Source organism: Streptomyces sp. NPDC002788, assembly GCF_053592115.1.
The window spans coordinates 16,793-37,089 of record NZ_JBSFVB010000033.1; the positions used below are offsets into that span (position 1 = coordinate 16,793).

16 protein-coding genes and 3 pseudogenes are annotated in these 20,297 nt (G+C 69.1%); 5 read left to right on the top strand and 14 right to left on the bottom strand.

Going from position 1 to position 20,297, the window contains the following annotated elements; translation table 11 throughout:
• Positions 1 to 152: 152 nt before the first annotated feature.
• From ACWD1U_RS36365 to ACWD1U_RS36380, 4 genes are all read right to left on the bottom strand, one after another.
• Entirely contained in the window at positions 153 to 2,093 is a 1,941-nt protein-coding gene (locus ACWD1U_RS36365) for a pentapeptide repeat-containing protein (protein ID WP_451113639.1), read from the bottom strand.
• A 69-nt stretch (positions 2,094 to 2,162) separates the two neighbouring features.
• Positions 2,163 to 2,747 (bottom strand): hypothetical protein, encoded by a 585-nt coding sequence (locus ACWD1U_RS36370; protein WP_451113640.1) that lies wholly within the window; start codon positions 2,745 to 2,747, stop codon positions 2,163 to 2,165.
• A 339-nt stretch (positions 2,748 to 3,086) separates the two neighbouring features.
• Positions 3,087 to 3,647, bottom strand: a complete 561-nt coding sequence (locus ACWD1U_RS36375; RefSeq protein ID WP_451113641.1) for a hypothetical protein — start codon at positions 3,645 to 3,647, stop codon at positions 3,087 to 3,089.
• Between the two features lie 154 nt (positions 3,648 to 3,801).
• Positions 3,802 to 4,332 carry a hypothetical protein gene (locus ACWD1U_RS36380; protein ID WP_451113642.1) on the bottom strand — a complete coding sequence of 177 codons (531 nt, stop codon included), beginning with the start codon at positions 4,330 to 4,332 and terminating at the stop codon, positions 3,802 to 3,804.
• Between the two features lie 335 nt (positions 4,333 to 4,667).
• Here ACWD1U_RS36380 and ACWD1U_RS36385 point away from each other — a divergent pair.
• Positions 4,668 to 4,814: pseudogene (locus ACWD1U_RS36385) on the top strand (ATP-binding protein); the annotation flags it as partial.
• Between the two features lie 44 nt (positions 4,815 to 4,858).
• On the opposite strand, the gene ACWD1U_RS36390 reads toward ACWD1U_RS36385, so the two are convergent.
• The 10 genes and pseudogenes from ACWD1U_RS36390 to ACWD1U_RS36435 all read right to left on the bottom strand — a co-directional run bounded on the left by ACWD1U_RS36390 (position 4,859) and on the right by ACWD1U_RS36435 (position 15,154).
• Complete coding sequence (locus ACWD1U_RS36390; RefSeq protein WP_451113643.1) at positions 4,859 to 5,245, bottom strand: hypothetical protein; 387 nt, start codon at positions 5,243 to 5,245, stop codon at positions 4,859 to 4,861.
• A gap of 5 nt (positions 5,246 to 5,250) precedes the next feature.
• A complete protein-coding gene (locus tag ACWD1U_RS36395; RefSeq protein WP_451113644.1) occupies positions 5,251 to 5,496 on the bottom strand; it encodes a hypothetical protein in 246 nt (81 codons plus the stop codon).
• A 190-nt stretch (positions 5,497 to 5,686) separates the two neighbouring features.
• Complete coding sequence (locus ACWD1U_RS36400; protein ID WP_451113654.1) at positions 5,687 to 7,114, bottom strand: IS1182 family transposase; 1,428 nt, start codon at positions 7,112 to 7,114, stop codon at positions 5,687 to 5,689.
• Between the two features lie 123 nt (positions 7,115 to 7,237).
• Complete coding sequence (locus ACWD1U_RS36405) at positions 7,238 to 7,807, bottom strand: GNAT family N-acetyltransferase (RefSeq protein WP_451113645.1); 570 nt, start codon at positions 7,805 to 7,807, stop codon at positions 7,238 to 7,240.
• 264 nt (positions 7,808 to 8,071) lie between these two features.
• Positions 8,072 to 8,279: pseudogene (locus tag ACWD1U_RS36410) on the bottom strand (hypothetical protein).
• A 415-nt stretch (positions 8,280 to 8,694) separates the two neighbouring features.
• Entirely contained in the window at positions 8,695 to 10,356 is a 1,662-nt protein-coding gene (locus tag ACWD1U_RS36415) for a glycoside hydrolase family 13 protein (protein ID WP_451113646.1), read from the bottom strand.
• 81 nt (positions 10,357 to 10,437) lie between these two features.
• The gene (locus ACWD1U_RS36420; protein WP_451113647.1) at positions 10,438 to 11,352 is read right to left on the bottom strand and encodes a carbohydrate ABC transporter permease; all 915 of its coding nucleotides are present in this window, start codon (positions 11,350 to 11,352) and stop codon (positions 10,438 to 10,440) included.
• A 109-nt stretch (positions 11,353 to 11,461) separates the two neighbouring features.
• A complete protein-coding gene (locus tag ACWD1U_RS36425; RefSeq protein WP_451113648.1) occupies positions 11,462 to 12,727 on the bottom strand; it encodes a carbohydrate ABC transporter permease in 1,266 nt (421 codons plus the stop codon).
• 42 nt (positions 12,728 to 12,769) lie between these two features.
• On the bottom strand, positions 12,770 to 14,014 hold the full coding sequence (locus ACWD1U_RS36430) for a sugar ABC transporter substrate-binding protein (protein ID WP_451113649.1): 1,245 nt from the start codon (positions 14,012 to 14,014) through the stop codon (positions 12,770 to 12,772).
• 153 nt (positions 14,015 to 14,167) lie between these two features.
• Positions 14,168 to 15,154: a LacI family DNA-binding transcriptional regulator gene (locus tag ACWD1U_RS36435; protein WP_451113650.1), complete on the bottom strand. Its 987-nt coding sequence runs from the start codon at positions 15,152 to 15,154 to the stop codon at positions 14,168 to 14,170.
• Positions 15,155 to 15,409: 255 nt separating this feature from the next.
• Here ACWD1U_RS36435 and ACWD1U_RS36440 point away from each other — a divergent pair, with 255 nt between their 5' ends.
• From ACWD1U_RS36440 to ACWD1U_RS36455, 4 genes and pseudogenes are all read left to right on the top strand, one after another.
• The gene (locus ACWD1U_RS36440; protein WP_451113651.1) at positions 15,410 to 17,602 is read left to right on the top strand and encodes a glycogen debranching N-terminal domain-containing protein; all 2,193 of its coding nucleotides are present in this window, start codon (positions 15,410 to 15,412) and stop codon (positions 17,600 to 17,602) included.
• A gap of 230 nt (positions 17,603 to 17,832) precedes the next feature.
• Positions 17,833 to 18,057: a hypothetical protein gene (locus ACWD1U_RS36445; protein WP_451113652.1), complete on the top strand. Its 225-nt coding sequence runs from the start codon at positions 17,833 to 17,835 to the stop codon at positions 18,055 to 18,057.
• Between the two features lie 1,189 nt (positions 18,058 to 19,246).
• Positions 19,247 to 20,053 (top strand): hypothetical protein, encoded by an 807-nt coding sequence (locus tag ACWD1U_RS36450; protein WP_451113653.1) that lies wholly within the window; start codon positions 19,247 to 19,249, stop codon positions 20,051 to 20,053.
• 51 nt (positions 20,054 to 20,104) lie between these two features.
• Positions 20,105 to 20,297 (top strand): annotated as a pseudogene (locus ACWD1U_RS36455) (IS701 family transposase); the annotation flags it as partial.

The following is a 20,297-nucleotide window of genomic DNA, read 5'->3' on the forward strand; positions in this document are numbered from 1 at the left end:
TGTCGGGCCGCACGGAAGATTTCAGTGGACGGGGCCGTGACCTGGGTACTGAAATCTTCCGTGCGGCAACTCATGGCGGCCCGGGCGCACCGGTTGCTCGAATGTCCGGTGGCTGCGGCGTTCTTCCGACCCCTGACCGTGGGGCGCTGGGGTCACCGTTTGACGCGGTTACGGACAGCCAGGACCGCCAAGCCCAGAAGGACGGGCTCGGTCACGCGGGACGCCATTTCGAGGTAGGTGCCGGTGGTGGTCAGGTCCTGACCCGACGAGCGGAACACCACCGAGTTGAGGGTGACGTTCAGGGCTTTGTCGAAGCGCTCGCCAGTGAACCTTTCCCCCGTGTGGTTCTGGGGATCAGCCTTGCTGATCTCGAAGGTGACCTTGCCACCGTCGGGCGGCACGGTGCCGGTTGCTTCCTGCTTCGGGGAGTCCTTGGGAAGTCCGAAGCCCATAAGCAGCACGACGGTGATAAGCATGGCGGCAGCGAGCCAGCCCAGGGCGCGGGAGGCACGCAGGCCATAGCCGGACAGCAGCCAGTAGCCGTGCAGCAGCCCGCGTTCCGTGGGGGTGGTGGCGTGATCGTGGCGGCGCATCTCCATCTCGCCGTAGTAGAAGTCCGCCGCCCCCGGCTCATTCTTGGCGTCCTCGAACGCCTTGCGCAGCGCCCGGTACACAGGCGCCAGCTGCGCCGGCCCGGCATGTCCGACGTCGGGCATCGCCGCGTGCCAGCCGGGAGCCGCTGCCGGTTGCCGCGCGCGCCAGTGGTGCTCTTCGGCGAGCGTGCGTCGCTGGGTGAACCGCACTGGGCGCCTAGCCTGCCAGTGCATTCCCGTAGGGACCCTTTCGAAGGAGCAGTTGCCCTCCAGACGTATCTGGTCCAAGTGCACGGTCCCGGTGAGTAGACAGCTTGAGAGGTCGACGTCGGCGAGGACCAGGTGGGCCGCGTCCACTCCGCGCAGCGAGGTCAACCGCACCGCGGCATCGGGCAGGCTGGCGAGTGAGGCTTCTGCTAGGAGGTAGCCGCCTGCGACCACGAAGGGGACCGGCTCCGCGGCGATCGTGAGGGGGTATTCGAAGACGGCGTGGGAGAAGTCCACTGTGGCATAGCGCAGACGGACCTCGGCCGTGGACGACCAGCGGGTCCGCCGGCACTCAAGGTGGCGCGCGGCGAACGAGAGGGTCACCGGACCGCCGAAGACCGCCTCGGACAGCAGCACCTGCCCGGCGCACACTAACGGCCCTAGGGTGACCGCCCTCTCGAAAAACGCATGATCGAACGTGACGTCGTGCTGGAAGGTTGCCGATTCGAACTCGGCGTTGCGCTGGAAGGTCGTCGAGCCGAACGCGGTGTAGCCCTGGAAGGTCGCCGAGGCGAACCCGGCGCCGCCCTGGAAGGTCGTCGAGCCGAACGCGGTGTAGCCCTGGAAGGCCGCCGAGGCGAACCCGGCGTCATCTTGGAAGGTCGCGAAGCTGAACTGGGCCTCGTGCTGGAAGGTCGCCGCGCCGAACCAGGCGCCGCCCTGGAAGGCCGCCGAGGCGAACTGGGCGCCGCCCTGGAAGGTCGCCGAGGCGAACGTGGCGTCATCCTGGAAGGTCGTCGAGGTGAAGTCGGCGTTGCGCTGGAAAGTCGCCGAGCCGAACCAGGCGTCGTCCTGGAAGGTCGCCAGGCCGAACGAGGCGTCACGCTGGAAGGTGGCCGAGGCGAACCGGGCGTTGCCCTGGAAGGTCGCCGATTCGAACGTGGCATCGCCCTCGAAAGTCGCCCTGGTGAACCGGGCGATGCCCTGGAAGGTCGCCCCGCCGAACCGGGCGAGGCCAAGGCGGGGGTGTCCGGTAGCGGGATCGTGGAGCGCATGGAGGAGGGCTTCGAGAAGGGTTTCAGTGAACGGGGTGCCGCGGTGGTCGATATCAGCACCGGGGGTCAGGCCGGCGAGGTAGGTGTCGCGGTCGGTGTCGTTCAGGTGGGTGAGGCATGCAGCGTGGCCGGGGACGTGGATGCCGCGGCAGCCGACCGAATCTTCCGGGGTTCTGCCGTGGCCGCAGTGCGGCCAGTCAGGGGGAGCCAGCAGGGGCGGTGCGGGTGGGTGCGTCACGCCTGGAGGACGATCGAGTACGGCCAGATAGTTGCTCGGACTGCGCTTCCAAGAACTTCACTGAATCCTTCAGTGCGGCACTGAAAGACAGACTGAAGTGAATCGTGCGCTACTGAAACCTTCTGTGCGACCCGACGCTGGCCTGCAGGTCTTCAGCCTGATGCAGGAGGTTAAACAACAGGCAAAAGATGCGAGATAACCGCCGAACTGGACCCTGTACTCAAGGGCTTCGACCATGCCTCCGGCAGCGAGGACTAACGCTCCGAGCTCCATAAAACCGGTCTCCTCCGGGCGCGCCAGCGGCACAGAATGTCCGTCATGACCTATCAGAGCCCGTTCGGTAACATGGACACGGAACACGAGTGGCCCGACGCGCTGTGCCTGTCCCGCACCCACTGCGCGGACGCGTCCGAGGAAACTCTCGGCGAGTTCCACCGAGGCGCCATCGCGTTGATCGACGCCGGGATCCCACAGCCGGCCTTCTTCCTCGCCCGGCAGTTGGCTGAGCTTTCGTTGAAGGCCATCCTCGGACCAGAGCAGGTGAAAGGCCACGACCTGGGAGTGCTGCTGAAGCGGCTGAAGGAGGCCGACGACGACTTGTTCGCTGTCGGCGACGTTCAGTACATGGTCGTCGAGTTCATCCGGGACCTGCACCGCCGCGACCCGAACGGCGACGAGGGGCGCTACCCGACCACCACCAGGGGGTGCCCTCGCTGGCCGCAGTATGCTGCGCCAACCCGCCGCTGTTCCGCGAGTACGTCGACCTCCTCTTCCACTACACGCAGGGCCGCGTCAGCCGTGCCGCCCAGACCGTCTGAGTGGGATCCCCCGGCGTGGGGTGGTCGGCCTCGCCCACTCAGGACACACGCGCGCGAGCCCCGGAATGACTGGTCCGGAGCTCGCGGTGCGTCGGGCAGCTGCAGATCGAACTCCAGGTGCTCAATGTCCGTGAAGCGCACCTCCTCCGGCTGGACGCCGCGGCGGTACGGGCCGTCAGCTGTGGGTGACGGTGAAGCCGGTGTCGTTGACCGCGGGGCTCCACACGTTCCGGTCGAACCACTTGCTGATGTCCGGCTGCATCTCGGTGATGATGCGCATCCGGCCCTCCCAGTCGTGGCCGGACGGACCGCGGCTGTCCTCGCACCCGTCGCAGCCGTCCTCGCCGTCGATGTGGCCGGCCATCCAGGCGTTGACCGCCACGTTGACGATGACGCCGTACAGGTCGCCGCCGGTCTGCGCGAGGGCGTTGGGAACGCCGGCGAGAATCAGCGCGAGCTCGGGATTGTCCACCGGCGGCATCGGCGCCTGGCCCACGCCCTTGCGGTCGCTGCTCTCCTCGAAGCTGCGCGCGCTGTCGGCGAGGCGAGCGGCGAGCGCGGCCGCGTCGAAGTACCGCCAGGCCGACCGCACCTGGATCCCGAGGCGGTCAGCCGCCGTGCGGATGTTCTTCTCGATGGTGTCCTCGACCACCGCCGGGGCGAGCGTCACGCCCTGGTGGGCGAGCTCCGCCAGGGTCTGGGCAACGGCTTCCTGGAACGCCTTCGTGTTCCGCACGGCCACAGCGTAGGGGAGCCCGCCGGTTCTCCCTGCCGGAACTCCGAGGGCAGCCCCGGATCCCGCAGCGGCAGCCGGATCAGCACCCCGTAGTCCTCCGGCTGGAGACCGGGCTCGTGAGCCAGCGCGCGTCCGGGCCCGGGGCCCTCGGCGTCTACAGGGCGCGCAGCAGGAACTGGGTGGTGGTGTAGCTGGCGCCGCCGGAGCAGGTGTAGCTCTGCTGGGTGGCCGTGTAGGTGAACCCGGACGGCACGGAGCAGGCCCACATGCCGGTCACGGGCTTGTAGAGCAGGAACTGGTTGGTCGTGTAGCTCCCGCCGCCGGAGCACGTGTGGCTGCTCTTGACCCCGGTGTGGGTGTAGCCGGGCATGGTGGTGCAGGCCCAGAGGCCGTCGGCGGGCGGCTGGACGTAGAACTCGGTGGTCGGGTAGCTGCTGCCTCCCGAGCAGGTGTAGGAGCTGCGGGAAGAGGTGTACGTGTAGCCGGACGGGACGGAGCAGGCCCAAAAGCCTGAGGTGGCCCCTGTGGTCCCGGCTTTGGGGGCTTGGGCGATAGTCCCGGCTTCGGCGGCCGGGGCGGCGACGGCCGGGGTGGTCGCCGTGGTGAGGGCCGTGACGAGGGCGAGGGCGGCCGTCGCCGTGGCGGCGAGCAGCGTGCGGGGCACACGGAAGGTCGTACGCGGCATGGCGGGCACTCCTGGTCGGTTCGTCCATCGGGCAGAGCCAACGGGTGGGGGGCCGACCGGGGGTCTGGCCCGTGCCCCGGCCGCCGCAGGGCGCGCGCCGGAAGACTGTCAGGGGCACGGGCCCCCGGCAAGGCCGGTGCCGCGCGGTCCGCTGTCTTCCGGCCGCCACCGGCACCCCGGCCGACCTGCGGGCTGACCGGGGCGCACCGCCCTGCCAGGGCGTTCGGTACGGGTGGAACGGCGGGGTCCGCCCCCTGGGGCCGTACGGGTCGGCCGGCCGGGGTGTTGAAGTGGGCCTCCGGGTTGGCCGCCGTCGGGCCGTCAAGGAGCGGCGGCCCCAACTCCCGTTCCGTCTCCAATACCTTGAGCCCTACGCCGAAGCGGCCCGCACGTGGCTGCACGCCGAGGCCGAAGTCGTCGACACCACGCACCTCACCCCCGCCCAGGCCGCCCAGCAGATCGCAGAGGCCGTCAAGACTTGAGACGACCTTCCGGCGCCGCACCTCACAGGTGACAACAAGGCTGCCTATGTGACAACTACCGGGTGCCTGACCTCTTCGAGTACCGCCTCGCAGTCGTTGACGATGCCCTTCCAGCGTCGGCCGATGATCCGGCGCCGGGCGGCCGCATCCGGCGCATCCAGCAGGACGCGCACCGTCTGCGGTCGGGGAACCCACATGAGAGGGATGCCCTCTTCAACCAGGAGCTCCTCCAGGTCATCCAGATCGGGCCTGACTTCGCGCAGGTTCTCCGGGTAGAGCCTGTTGACGACGTCACCGAGGGAGGCGAAGACGCTGTGCCACTTGGGCGGCCGGTAGGTCGCGGCCAGCGGCTGCACCGCCTGCCGGATCATGTCGTTGAAGCCGGTCAGGTCCGCCATCTGCCTGCGGAGGTTCTCCGTCAAGGCGGTCATCCGGATCAGGGGAGACTCAACCACGATCCGAGGAGAACCGGGCGCATCCTCATCACAGCGGAGTCAGCGAGCATCTTGCTGATCCGCGCGTTTTGGTTCCGCACAGAGTCGTGGAACGGCTTGAGCGTCGACGCATAGAAGCGCGAAAGGTCAACCGACTCCGTCTGGTCCGCGTCCTCCGGCTCGTCAGGCTCCTGGTCATCCGTCTGGCCCGCATTCTCGGACTCGTCAGGCTCCGTATCCTCAGCCATGGCTACATGCTCCCACGCTTCGATACGCGCTCATCAGGCATTTTTGCCGTCCCTGGCTAGGAGCGTGGGTCGGTAACGAGCAAGCCGTCGAGGGTTGGTGGTCGGATCTCTGGCGGTCTGGGGTTGTCGGCGGTGTCGGGGCGGGTGCGGGGCGTGGTTGCTGTGGAGGGTGATGCTGCAGCCTGGGCGCTCAGGCTCGGGCGGCGGCCAGTCCGGGGGTTCCGACCTGCCCGAAGATCTTTCGCAGGTTGTGGCATGCGGCGAGTAGCAGCCATTCGGCGCGGGCGCCTGCTTCGCCGCGTAGCAGGAGTCTGCGGCCGTCTTGGCAGGTCATGATCTGCCCGAAGACGGGTTCGACGATGGCTTTGCGTTGGGCGTAGGCGGCGCGTCCGGGTTTGGTGTGCAGTTTGCGGGCCATGCGCTCGCGCGCCGTGGCGTCGGCCGGGATGCGTCCGCGCGGGGCGGGGCTGACGCGTTCGTCGTGGGACAGGCGGCCGGTGGCCATGAAGGTGTCGGTGCCGTGTTCTTCCTTGCGCTCGGCTGCGGCCTGAAGGTTCGCCTCGGAGCAGTAGCCCGCGTCGAGGAGCGCCTGACGTGCGTGGATTCCGGTGTTCGCGGCGGATTGGTCGAGCATGCCGGTGTAGTTGAGTGCGTCGGCGGGGTTGGTCGTAACGTCGGCGGCGGTGATGATCTGGTGCGCGTCGTCCACCACGGCCTGGGCGTTGTATGCCTGGATGAACGCGCCGGCCCCGTTCTTCATGATGCGCGATTCGGGGTCGGTGAAGTTGGCCTGCGCCTTGTCCTTCGGCCGCGCGGTTTTGGCCGCCAGGTCGCCGACTTCGGCCACCGCCTCGGGTTCGTCGGTCCCGGCACGCTTTTGGCGTCGCCGCTCCTTGTCCTCGGCGTGCTTGCGGGCCTTCTCGGCGGGCTCGGCCTCGATCTGCGCGCGGGCGGTCTGCGACCTGGCCAGGCGCTTTTCCCTGCGGTCGAGTTCGGCGGGCAGGTCTGTGTCCTTGTCGTCGGGCCCGAACCGCTCGTCCTCGGCGGCATCGAGAGCCTCGGCATCGGCCAGCAGGCCGGCGGCCGCCGCCTCGAGGCTGGCGATCTCGGCTTCGAGGCGTTCTTCCCTCTCCACCAGCCGGTTGTAGCTCATCGCCTTGTGCTTGGAGGCGTTGGCCTGCAGTTTCGTGCCGTCGAGTGCGACCCGGCCCATCTTGACCATGCCCAGTCGCTGCGCCAGGCGCAGCGACTGGGTGAAGATCCCGGCCAGGGCGTCCAGGTGCCGGGCCCTGAACCGGGATAGCGACCGGTAGTCCGGCCCCGCCCCCGCGGCCAGATAGCGGAAGGCCACATCATCGGTGCACTTGCGCTCGATCGCCCGCGACGAGCGCACTCCGGTGGTGTACCCGTAGATCAGTAGCCGGACCATCAACCGCGGGTCATACGGCGGGAACCCGCGCTTCTCGGTATAGGACGCCAGGATCGGGCCCAGGTCGAGTGCCTCGTCGACCGGTTCGGCTACGAATCGGGCCAGATGCCCCTCGGGCAGCCACTCATCCAGTGACGGCGGCAGCATCAGCATCTGATCGGGGACGAACGCCCGGAAGGTCTTCTTCACCGCCACCGTCGGCGCGGTCTCCGGCTTCACCACCGCCGCCGGATCCACCTCGAACAGGCCATCCCCACCAGACATACCAGGATTCTCCGTATGGAAGATCACGAACAGGAGGCGGCGTGGGGCTCAATCGCCTGATCGACTGCCAAGATCCGCGGACAGCGCCGCGTAGATGTACTCGCTGCCCCAGCGATCCCCGTCGAGGTCGTTCTCGACCAGGTGCGCCTCCCGGCGCATCCCGAGGCGCTCACAGACCCGCACAGACCCGGTGTTCTCCACATCCAGCCGTGCGTAGAGCCGGTGCACGCCCAGCGTGTCGAAGGCAAACCCGGCCAGCGCCGCGGCCGCCTCGGTCGCGTAGCCGTGCCCCTGGTGACCTGGGTCGAGAGTCCAGCCGATCTCCGCCTGGGCGGCGCGGGCATCGGCCAGGGTGAGGCTCACCTCGCCAAGGACGCCGGACTCATCGCGTCGGCAGACAGCGAGCGCCAGCTTGTCCCCGTCGGCGCGCCAGGCCGTCTGCGCCGCGCGCTCGGCGGCAACCTGCTCGCTGCGCTCACGCGTGTGCGCCGGCCGGTACAAGTAGCGCGCCACGCTCGGCAGGCTCTGGTAGGCGTACAGGTCGTCGGCGTCGCCGGGAGTGAACAGACGCAGTGACAACCGGGCCGTGGTCAACGGCAGCAGCGAGGCGACGTCCATGCGGACCTCCGGGACGCGGATGTGGATCAAGTTGCGGACTGATTTTCGCATCACGGCTGCCCTGCAGCCACGCCTTTTCAAGAGCAGCGCTCGGCAGCCGCACTCCACCACGAGGCGCGGCATTCCAGGAGTTGTTTACTGACCCACGCTCCTAGGCGCCCAGGCCCCCTGCGTGTGACCAGAGCTTCGCTGTCCGGCCTCGAGCTTGGCGACCTACGGCAGGGCCATCGGGGGCGGTCGCCCAAAGCGGGCAGTGAACGGCTACTACGCCATTGATGAGGGCACCTGCCGCATCTCCGTGACCAGCAGGCCCAGCATACGGAAGCGGGCAAGCAGACCGAACAGATGCGCCTCGTCGACGACGGCCCCGTGAAAGACAGTCTGCTCGCCCAGCGTCGCGGGCTTCCAGCTCGGGGAACACCTCCGCAGCCTTGTCCGGGACAGAACCGCAGACACGGAAGTCGTAACGCATACGCTCACCGCCTCCAAGGACAGTCCATGCCGACCCCGGCCCCGGCCTGCGGGCATCACCCGCACCGGGTGACCGAACGACCGGCATTGGTCGTCACCCAGGCGGCCGATGGCCTGGGTGGGAGGCATAGTGCGTGACGTGGACGCTGCCGGAGCCGATGCTGGCCACCCCCGTGCCTGATCCTGCTCTGGAGCCAGGCTGGGCTGGTGAGCCGAAGTTATGGACAGGTTTTGCGCTGTCCGTTGTCCACGGAACTCATGAGGTCAATGCGACGGCTTCCCAGCTCCATCGGGCTTCTACAGATGGACCAGGGCCTGTCCGATCGGCGGGGAGTGAACACCGGACAGGCCCTGGCGTATTGGGGCGCGGCTGCGCGCGCGAGGGATGTCGGCTGGGGTGATCCTCTCGCCGTCCGTCAGTCTCGGTGCAGCAGGACCGTGGTGTCCGGTGGCAGCACCCCGTCCTTTCCCAGTGGTCCTGAGGCAAGGAGCGGGATGGCGGCGTCGAGAAGCGGGATCGGCTGGTCGGAGAGGTTGACCGCGCACAGCAGGCCGTTGCCGCGTTCGAAGAGGAGCGTGCCGGGCGGGCTGTCCAGCCAGCGGAAGTCCTCGCTCCGCAGGTTGGGGTTGGTGCGGCGCAGGCGCAGGGCGGATCGGTAGAGCTGGAGCATGGAGGTGCGGTCGGCCTGGTTGGCCTCGGCGGTGTAGGACTTCCAGTCGTCGGGCTGGGGAAGCCACGGGGCGACGGACACGGACGTGCTGAAGCCGAAGGGTGGGGTGTCGCCGGTCCAGGGGAGGGGGACGCGGCAGCCGTCGCGGCCTCGGACGGTGTGGCCGGAGCGTTCCCAGGTGGGATCCTGGAGGGCCGTCTCGGGGAGGTCTTCGACCTCGTACAGGCCGAGTTCCTCGCCCTGGTAGATGTACGCGCCTCCGGGCAGGGCCAGCATCAGCAGGGCCGCCGCTCGGGCGCGGCGGGTGCCGAGGGCGAGGTCGGTGGGGTGGCCCTGGTCGCCCATCGGGGTCGTGACGCCGGTGTGGGCGCGGCCGTAGCGGGTGACGTGACGGACCTCGTCGTGGTTCGAGAGGACCCAGGTGGCGGGGGCGCCGACCTTCGCCAGGTCGGTGATGGTGCGGTCGATCACCTGCCTCAACTTGTCCGCTTCCAGGGCGCACTTGAGGAAGTCGAAGTTGAAGGCGGTGTGGAGTTCGCCGGGGCGGAGGTAATCGGGCAGGCGGCCGGGGCGGACGTGGGCCTCGGCGACGAAGACGCGGGGGTCGGGGTAGCTGTCGGCGATGGCGCGCCAGCTGCGGAAGATGTCATGGACGCCTTCGCGGTCCCAGTGAGGGTGGTTGTCTTCGTGGGCGATGACGGAGAACTCCGTCAGGCCGAGGTCCGGGAGGGCCGGGTACTTGACCATGCCGTGGGCGACGTCGATGCGGAAGCCGTCGACGCCCAGGTCGAACCAGAAGCGCAGGATCGACTCGAACTCGGCCCGGACCTCGCAGTTGCCCCAGTTGAGGTCGGGCTGTTCGGGGGCGAAGAGGTGGAGGTACCACTGGCCGTCCGGCGTGCGGGTCCAGGTGGGGCCGCCGAAGGCCGCGTGCCAGTCGTTCGGGGGCTCGCTGCCGTCCTCCCCTCTCCCCTCACGGAAGATGAACCGGTCTCGTTCCGGGGAGCCGGGCGCCGCCGCCAATGCCTTCTGGAACCAGGTGTGTTGGTCGGAGGTGTGGTTCGGGACGATGTCCAGGATCACCCGCAGGCCCAGTCCGTGGGCCTCGTCGATCAGCTTTCGGGCCTCGTCGAGGGTGCCGTAGGTGGGGTGGATGTCGCGGAAGTCGGAGACGTCGTAGCCGCCGTCGGCCAGCGGGGGCGGGTACCAGGGGTTGATCCAGATGGCGTCGATGCCGAGGTGGGCGAGGTACTGGAGGCGGGAGCGGAGGCCGGCGATGTCGCCGGTTCCGTCACCGTCCCCGTCGGCGAAGCTGCGTATGTACAACTGGTAGATGACCGCGGAGCGCCACCAAGAGTCGTCCGTGACTTCGTTCGTGGCTTCGTTCGCGGGGGTCGGGTTGCTCATGTGGCTCGGTCCTGTCGGAGGGGGTGCGTGGTCCACACCGCCCGCTCATCGATCACAACGAACTTCGGGTGCCTCGCCCGGCTACCCCTTGGTCGCGCCTGCCGTGCCGCCGCGGACGAAGTGCCGCTGGAAGGCGAAGAACACCAGGGCCACGGGGATGGTCATGATGAGGGTCGCCGCGAGTTTGAGCGGGTACTGGTTACCCGAGCCGAGTTGTCCGGAGACGAGTGAGGCGACCCCGGTGGTGAGGGTGTTCAGTTCCGGGCTCTGGCGGGACACGATGAAGTGGCCCAGTTCGTTCCATGATCCCTGGAACGACAGGATGGTGAGGGTGAGCAGTGCGGGCCGGGCCATCGGCAGCACGATGGACCAGAAGGTTCGGAAGGTGCTCGCGCCGTCTATTCGAGCTGCTTCCTCGACGCTGACGGGGATCGACTCGAAGAACTGCTTCATGATGAACACCCCCGCGGCGTCGGCGAGGAGCGGGACGATCATCCCCGAGTAGGAGTCGTACATCCCCAGCTGGTTGAGGACGAGGAACTTCGGGATGAGCAGGACGACGCCGGGCACGGCCATGACGGCGATGACGGCGGCGAACAGTGCGCCCCGGCCGGGGAAGCGCAGCCGGGCCAGTGCGTAGCCGGCCAGGGAGTCGAAGAAGACGCGGCCCGCGGTGACGAGCAGTGCGACGACGACGGAGTTCGCGAACCAACGCGGGTAGTCCGCTTCGGCGAGCCGGCTGAAGGCGGCTGTCGTGAAGTGGTGCGGCCACAGTGACAGCGGGTTGTTGGTGGCGTCCGCATCGGTTTTGAAGCTGGTCGCGAGCTGGATGAGGAAGGGGTAGATGTAGAGCATCGCGACGAGGACGAGGGCCGTGTAGCCGAGCGCGCGGGTGAGGGCGCCGCGCCGGGTGCGGTTGCCTTTCCCACGGGGCGTGTGCGGGCCGTCCGCGGGGGCTGCGGTGTCTGTGTCGGCAAGCTGGGGATGTGTGCTCATCGCGTGCCTCCGTGGACGTCGGGGGTGGCCGCCGGGGCAGCTGCGGTGGTGGGCGCGGTTGCGTCGATTCCGGGTGGTGGGCAGGGGGCCGTTGCGGGGGTGCGGGGCATCAGGCGGTCTCCGTGGTCGGGCCGGACCCGGAGCGGGCCGCTTTCGCCGCACGCCGGGTGGCGGCCCTGGCACGGGCCTCGTCCTTGTCCCGCAGCACGAACCGCTGCAGCAGCGTCATCGCGACGATGAGCGCGAAGAGGATGAAGGCGATGGCACTGCCCTGCCCCCACTCGTTGTTGATGAACGAGGACTGGTACGAGAGGTACGCGGGAGTCAGTGTCGTCTTCCCCGGACTGCCCTGGCTCATGATGTAGATCTGGTCGAAGACCTGCCAGGAGCCGATGAGTCCGAGAGTCAGGACCAGGAAGAGGGTCGGCTTGAGCATGGGCAGCGTGACGTGACGCAACCGCTGCCAGCGCCCGGTCCCGTCGATCTCGGCGGCCTCCTCGACTTCCAGGGGAATGTCCTGCAGTGCGGCGAGGAACATGAGCATGAACGTGCCCGCCGTCGTCCACACGACCAGGGCGATGATCGCGGTCATGGCGACGCTGGGGCCGGATATCCAGTCCCACAGGGACAGTCCGCCGATGGTCGTGTCGGCGAGGGCGGCCGGTGGCGCGTCGGTGTTCACGCCGAAGGCGCCGAGGGCGAGATGAATGATGCCGCGTGGATCGGCGAACCAGGCCGGTCCGTCGACTCCGATCTTCGCGAGCAGGGCGTTGACCACTCCGCTGGAGGAGAAGATGAACAGGAAGACGACCGAAATCGAGACCGAGCTCGTCACCGACGGGAAGTAGTACGCGGTGCGGAAGAACCCTTTGCCCTTCAGCCGTCGCCCGTTGACCAGGAGCGCCAGGCCCAGGGCGAGCGCGGTCTGCAGCGGGACGACGAAGAGCACGTAGTAGGCGTTGTTGCGCAGGCTCGTCATGAAGTCGCTCTGCGCCAGGCCGGGCTTGGTGACGAGCTGCCCGTAGTTCTCTCCGCCGACGAAGTGCACGCCGGCCGAGAAGGGGCTGCCCTGGCCCTTCCAGTCGGACAGGCTCACCCAGAGCGCCATGACGATCGGCACGACCAGGAAGAGTCCGAGCACAACGAGGACGGGTGAGACGAACAGCCAGCCGGCGAGACCTTCCCGGCCCCGGATACCGCCGCGGGGGCCTCGGTTGGGGCGGCCTCCACCGGCCTTGGCGCCGTCCGGGCCGGTGTCCTTGCGGCGTCCGCGCAGCGCGGATGACGGGGCGTCGGCCTTGGCGGTGCCTGCCGGGCGGGCCGGTGCCGGGCCGCTGCCCGGGCCCTGTGCGGGCCCGGGATTCGGTTCACTCATCGCAGGTTCACTCTCGTTCCGCTCGTGTCCGGACCATCCGGGTTACTGGCCTACGACCGCCTGCGCGTTCTTCTGAAGCCGCGCGAGGATCTGCTTCGGGTCGCCGCCCGGCAGTGACTGCAGGCCGGTGTCGAAGTCGGCGAGCACCTGGTCGATCTTCGCGACGTTCACCGGGGCCTGGGCATATGCGGCGCCGTCGATGAACGCCTTGTCCTGCGGGAACTGGGCGACGTACTCGGCCTCAGCGGACTGCCGCGACGGCATCACGCCGATCGCCTTGGCGAAGGTCAGCTCCGCTTCCTTCGCGGTCATCGCCTTGACGAAGTCGATGGCAGCGGCCTTGTGCTTGCTCTTGGCCGCGATGCCCCAGCACTGAGTGAAGGCGAGCGTGCCCTTCTTGCCCGTGGGACCGGCCGGCAGCGGGATGGTCGTGTACTTGACGTTCGGGTAGTCGCTCTTCATGGCGCCGGCGATCCAGTTGCCCTCGATCGTCATGGCGGCCTTCTGCTTGCCGAAGGCTTCGCCGGGCCAGCCGGAGTCGAGCTGCTTGGGGTACTTGGCCGAGCCGTCGGCGAGCAGCGACTGGACGAACTTCAGGGCCTTGAGGTTCTCGGGAGAGTCCGCGGTGACCTTGGTGGCGTCCTTGTTCGTCACCCAGCCGCCGGCCTGGACCATGAAGGCACCGATCCGGTCGCGCGTGTCGCCGAGGGCCAGACCGACCTGCTTGCCCGTCGTCAGCTTCTTGGCCACGGTCGCCAGCTGCTGCCAGGTGGTGGGATAGTCGGCGGCGGTCAGTCCCGCCTTCGCCCACGCCGTGGTGTTGATCTGCAGGCCGAGCGTGGAGAAGTCCTTGGGGATGCAGTAGAGCTTGCTCTTGTAGGTGAACGCCTGACGCAGCGCGGGATAGAAGTCGTCCTTCCCCGGGAAGCTGTCGCCGTACGGTTCGAGACTGCCCGCGCTCGCGTACGTCGCGAAGCGGGCGGCGTCGACGTAGAAGACGTCCGGCGGGTTGTTCGAGGCGAAGCCCTGGCCCAGCTGCTGCTCCATGTTCTGGGCCTGGGTGACGGTCGCCTTGTTGCCTGACTCCGCCCCCCATGCGTTGGCGGCGTCCGTGACGGCCTTCGTCTCGGCATCGCCGCTGGAGGCTATGAGGACCTTGATCAAGGCGGGGCCGACCGACTGCTTGCTGTCGGTGCCGCTGTCGAACCCGCTGCCACCACAGGCCGACAGGCTGAGCGACAGCAGCGCGACGCCACCAACAGCCCAGTGTATACGCGGATTTCGCATGATAAATCTCCTTGCGCAGGCCGGCCTGACGCGCCGGTGGTAGAGGGGACCGCATCCCGCCCGCTGCACTGCAGCTATGAGCGGGACCGCGGGTGTTCGCCGAACGGACTACGGTGCCGCTCTGCGGGGTGGGTGCGGGTGCCGCTGAGGGACTCAGCCGCTTGCGCGGACGACGAGCCGGGGCGGCAGCAGGACAGGGGTGGGCGGGACGGCCGGCGGCGTGGGAGTCGCCAGCAGTTCCTGGAGCATCCGCAGGCAGGCGGCGGCGGCCTCGTCGTACGGCTGCGCCACGCTGCTCAGGCCGACGACCCCTGCGGTCGGGGAGTCATCGAAGCCGACCACCGCGACATCGACCCCGGGACGCAGTCCACGCGCGGTGATCTCTGTCCAGGCCCCAAGGGCCAGCGAGTCGCTCGCGCAGACGATCGCGGTCGGCGGAGTGGGCAGGTCGAGCATCGCCGCGGCGGCCTCTCGGCCAGTGTCGAGCCCGTCGGGGACGCCCGCGTCGTAGCCGTCCGGGGTGTCGAGCCCGGACACGGCCATAAGAGCGGACCAGCCGCTGCGCCGGTCGTCACCGACCTCTGAACCGCCCTCCGGCCAGCCGAGGAAGGCGATCCGCCGGTGGCCGGCCTCGATGAGGTGCCGGGTGGCGGCAAGGGTCCCTTGCGCGCCGTCGACGTCGACCCAGCCATGCCGCTCCGGGGCCTCGGGTTCAGCTCCCCAGGGCCGGCCGAAGGTCACGAACGGCACCCGGCGCTCGGTGAGCCACTCCGTCCGGCGGTCGCCGGCATGGGTGGCGTGCAGGACGAAGGCGTCGAGATCGTGGTCGTCGAGGAGCTGTTCGTACAGGGAGCACTCGTGGTCGTCGTCGGTGGCCGTGAACACCACGATCCGGTAGCCGGCCTCCTGGGTACGGGCGGTCAGCGACTGGAGGAACTGGGCGAGAACGGCGCCGTTGACGCCGTCGCGCACCGGCTCGATGCGCGCGCCGATCAGACGTGAACGCCGGGTCCGCAGCGTCCGGGAAGCCTGGTTCGGGCGGTAGTTGAGCTCCTTGATGGCGGCCTGTACGCGGGCCAGGGTCTCCGGCCGGACCCGATGCGGCGCGTTGATGACGTTGGACACGGTCTGTGTCGACACGGAGGCATGCCGCGCCACGCTCTCGAGTGTTACTCGCGCCATCGCGAAGCCACCTCCATCAGTCCACTGCGCCGCAGCGTATCCGCTGTTGTGTCGTCGCAGTGTGTTGCTGTCTCATTTCGATTTTGAACGTTAAATTTAGCGTTCTAATCGGTTACTGTGGCGATCGCCGCGCAGGCTGTCAAGAGTCGGCGCGGTCACAAAACCGCCCCCCACCACCGCCCACGACACACCAGGGCACCGGACGGAGCTTCCATGACTTCACCCCAGCGGCAGCCGCTCCTGCACGACCTCGCGGTCACCCTCGCCGCCCCGACCGTCGTGCTGTCCCGGCCGGACGGTGACCTCGACGCCGCCGCTCCCGGGGCCGCCGTACACGGGCTCTTCCACGCCGACATACGGGCGCTGAGTCTGCTGCGCGTGACGCTGCGCCCCGACCACGCACCGTCCGGCGAGCACGCAGGGAAGGCGCCTCCCGCTGCCGTCGGGGACAGCGAGGCTGAAGGCGAGGCCGAGGACACACGCGCGGGCGAGGACTGGCTTCCGGTCGTCGCGGTCATGCACGCGGCGGACGGACCCGGCCGCAGCCGCTTCGTCGGCCTGGCCCAGACGCTCGGTGACGCCGTCCCCGACCCGACCGTCCGCATCGACCGACAGCGCACCCTCACGCCCGGTCGGCTCGCCGAGCAGCTGACCGTCCGCTCCACCGCAACGAAGCCCGTGCACCTCGCCGTCCGCGTCGAGGTCGCCGGAGACCTCGTGACACTGGAGCACGCCAAGGCGGGTCTGCCGCCTCGCTCTCCCGCCGAGCCGAGCAGCGAACTGCTCTCCGGCGCAGGCGTGTTGCGCTGGGGCGACCAGGCAGTCGCCGTCGCCGTCAGCGCCCCCGGCGCGAGGCCCGACGCCGAGCGTTCCACCCTGACCTGGACCCTCACGGTCAAGCCCGGCGAGAACGTCGACCTGCACCTGGCCGTCGAGGTCTCCGACACGGCCGCGGTCGTCACGGCCGCCGACCCCGAGCCCACCTGGCAACGCCCGGAAGTCACCGCCGACGACCGCCGCCTGCCCGCCCTCGTCGCGCAGAGCCTGGATGACCTGCACTCGCTGCGCATGGCCACCGCCGAATCACCCGACGACACCTTCCTTGCCGCGGGCATCCCCTGGTTCTTCACCCTGTTCGGCCGGGACAGCCTGTGGGCCGCACGGATGCTCCTGCCGCTGGGCACCGACCTCGCCCTGGGCACCCTGCGCACCCTGGCCGCCCGGCAGGGCACCCGCACCGATCCGGCGGCCGAGGAGGAGCCGGGCAAGATCCTCCACGAGGTCCGGCGCGGGCTCTTCGACGACGGCCAGGGCCTGCGCCTGCCGCCCGTCTACTACGGCACGGTGGACGCGACACCTTTGTGGATCTGCCTGCTCCACGACGCCTGGCGCTGGGGCCTGCCCGCCGATGACATCAAACCGCTTCTGCCCGCGCTCACAGCGGCACTCGGCTGGATCGACGCCGCCGCCCAGGCCGGAGACGGCTTCCTCTCCTACATCGACCACACCGGAACCGGACTGGCCAACCAGGGCTGGAAGGACTCCGGCGACGCCGCCCGGTATGCCGACGGCCGCCTCGCCCAAGCACCCCTTGCCCTCGCCGAAGTACAGGGCTACGCCTACGAGGCGGCCCTCTCCGGCGCGGCACTCCTCGACGCCTTCGCGCTGCCCGGCGGCGAACACTGGCGGACCTTCGCGGCCCGCCTCGCCGACCGGTTCCGCGCCCGGTTCTGGGTCACCGACCAGCAAGGCCCCTACCCGGCCATGGCACTCGACGGCTCGGGCCGCCCCGTCGACTCCGTCACAAGCAACATGGGCCACCTCCTGGCCACCGGCATCCTCAACACCGACGAGAGTGCCGCCGTCGCCGCACGGCTCGCCGCCCCCGACATGTCCGACGCCTACGGGCTGCGCACCATGTCGTCCCAGTCCGGCGGCTTCGGCCCGCTGCGCTACCACTGCGGCACCGTCTGGCCGCACGACACCGCCATCGCCGTCACCGGCCTCGCCCGCGCCGGACACTCCCAGGCCGCCGCCCGGCTCATCGAGGGCATCCTCGACGCGGCACCGGCCTTCGACTACCGGCTGCCGGAACTCTGGAGCGGCGACGCCCGCGCAGACACCCCCGCCCCGGTCCCCTACCCGGCCGCCTGCCAGCCACAGGCATGGTCGGCAGCAGCGGCCATCGCCCTCATGACCGCGATGACCGGACTAGAGCCCGACGTACCCGCGGGCCGTCTCCACCTCCGCCCGACAGGCCCACTGCCCGTCGGCGCACTCACCATCACCGGGCTCACCGTCGCGGGAGAACGACTCGACATCACCATCGCCTCCGGCGGCCGGATCGAATCGGTATCAGCCCCTGCGGAACTGACCGTCGAGGAACACACGGCGCCGCGCTCCTGAGGATCGCGCCGGCCAACCGGTGCGACGGCCCGTCGGCCGCTCAAGAGGGCGTTGACCGTCACCTGCGCGGCGACGTTCGGGACGGGCAGACACCGCCACTCGGGAAACTGCTGGTCCACCAACGTGCGCACCGTCTACGGCGACACCGTCAGCTGGTTGGCGTCCATCTGCATGGTGGGAGCTTCCGTGTCACGGTCTTCCACGGCAACCCGTCTACCGCACTCGCCGCGATGACCGAGCTGGACCGGCTGTGGACGACCTCCGGCATCACGGCGGTACGACGGGTGCCCGGTGAACTGAGGGTGAAGGCGCGGCTGTACGCGCATTTACGGCCGTGTACCGCGGCGTCACCGCACGGTGATGCCCCTGTGCCGTACGCGGCCCTGCTCGGGGCTTACTGGCTCGAGCAGGGCCGGGACGACCCGGACGCCGTCATCATGCGTGAAAGCGGGTAAGAGCCGAGATGGTGATGGTCGTGCGCGCGGCGGTGACCGTTTTCTCTTCCCACCCATCGCCGCAGGGGCGCGGGCCGGGGAGGGCGGCCGGCGCGCAGACACCAGGTGTGCACTGGCCGGACGGAAACCCGCCCAAGGCGCCCTACAGCCCGCCGGCCCCGGACACCGCCACTCCCCCGCCATCCCACACCCGAGTACGCCGGACGGCGCACCGGGCCGTGAAGGGCCGGGCGCGCCGCCGCGTCACAGAAGCGTGCGGGCGCCATCCTCAGCAGTCCCTGGTCCGCGGGCTTGAACGTCAGTACTGGAGCTCGCACCGGCCGCCGCGCTCGTCACGGTGGTGGCGGTCGTCGCCCAAGGAAGCCTCGTCGACGAAACGGTCGGGGGCGCTGTGTACGGTGGCGGTGTCGGAGCGATTGTCCCACACGTAGTTGCGGCGTCCTGCTCACCCTTCGTCGATCAGGGCCTTGGCGAAAAGCTCTTCGGAGTCCAGCGAGCGGAGCAGCGGGCCATGGATCCTGCGGGTCACCGTGCCTGGTGGGTCACGCAGTTCGGCCAGGGTGGCGCCGGTGCTTTCCTCGTAGGTGTCGGCGCTGTACCTGTGGTTGCTGGGGAAGTGTGACTGTCCGGTGTACCTGCGGAGGCCGCGGAGCCGGTTGGCCCCGACCGACGAACGCGAGCGAGCCGTGGTGGAATCTGGCAGGTGCTGCTGCGCAGGGTCACCGACTTGCCGCCGCCGGTGGAAGCGTTGACCAGAATGTGCTCGGCAGGAGCTCACCAGGGCTTGCCCAACGTCGGGCGCAGTGTGCAGTGCCTAGTCCGGCACCGACGTTACGACAGCCTCCGACGAGCTGCGGCGGGGCCGACTCAAGTATCCCGGACGGGTGCGGCGGCGGAAAAGGGCGGCGGTTGGTGATGATGTCGGCGTAGCAGCCGATGAATGAGCAGCTGGTGCCGGCGGCTCCGCCCGAAGATCTACCGGCAGGGGTGGTTTGACGACTGTGAGCGCGGTCAGCGGGCACACAACGACATAGGCAGGCTGTGGCAGCGACCCATTCCGCTCCCCCACGGCGCCGCCACAGCCGGCCCCCGACCGCCCACACCGTCGGTATCGGGTGAAGACACGCCGGGTCCGGACCATATGCCGCAACGGACCCGCGAGGCAGGAGGGTTCGGGCATTCTTGCCGCATGGCCCGACACGAAGGTGCAGCGAGTTCGCCGGAATCCGAGGGAGGAGCAACAGTCACCAATCCGGCCGCTCCCCCCGCGCAGGCGGCCGGGACCGGTAATGGCAGCGCACCGGAGGACGCGTCAGCACACGGGACGGGACCCGTCGCAGTACAGCCCTCACTCCCGCAAGAAGAGTCAACGCCGACCGGGGACGCTGACCCCTCCGAGGAGTCCGGCAGCGGCCCGTACCGTGTCACCCTCCTGGATCTCGGACGGTTCACGGTCGGCGCCGTCACGGTGGTAGCGGCATTGGTCGGGCTGATCCTCGGTATCCGGGCTGAGCTGTACGCCGGCAGGGAGGACCAACGCGCCGAAAAGGCGGAGCAGCGGGCGGCCGCGGAGGAGCGCCGATCCCGAAAGGAGCGGGAGAAGGCGTACGCGAACCTCGTCGACTTCTACCGGATGGGCTCGGAGGTGATCGTGGTGAACGGAAGCTCACGCGTCATGGCCATGCGACTCACGCTCCCAGCAAGCAGAGTGAGATGGGACCTGGACCTCCTCCAACCCTGCAAGCAGATCGCCGTCCCGAACAAGGCACTGCTCGACTCCATGGCCCTTGAGCAGCCGTCGGTGAGTCTGACGGAAGGCGACCTGGCGCAGTTGCGTCTGGAGTTCATGGACCCGACGAGCAAAGCCTGGATCCGCAACAGCGGCGGGGCCCTTGCGCGCATGGACGTGTGGGCGCCCTCAGGGCGGCCCAACCTGGTGAGTTCCGAGGCATGGAGCGTATCCGCACAGAACGCGCCCCAATGCGAAGGGTCCTAATACTGCAACGGTGCTTGCTGACTGATGGCCAGGTCGGTCGTTGGTGTGGTCGTGGGTGGGGACCTTGCTGATGTCAGGTTCTGGGCTCGGGAACTCGATGCTTTGCATGAGCGGTTCGTGCACCGTTTCAGCAGGTCGGAGCCTCGGGAGTCGGCACTGGCTTATCTGCGGGGGCTGATCGCTCCGCTGCAACGCAAGAATGGCTGGACGCTCGCGGAGGAGGCCGGCCACTCGGGCCCGGACC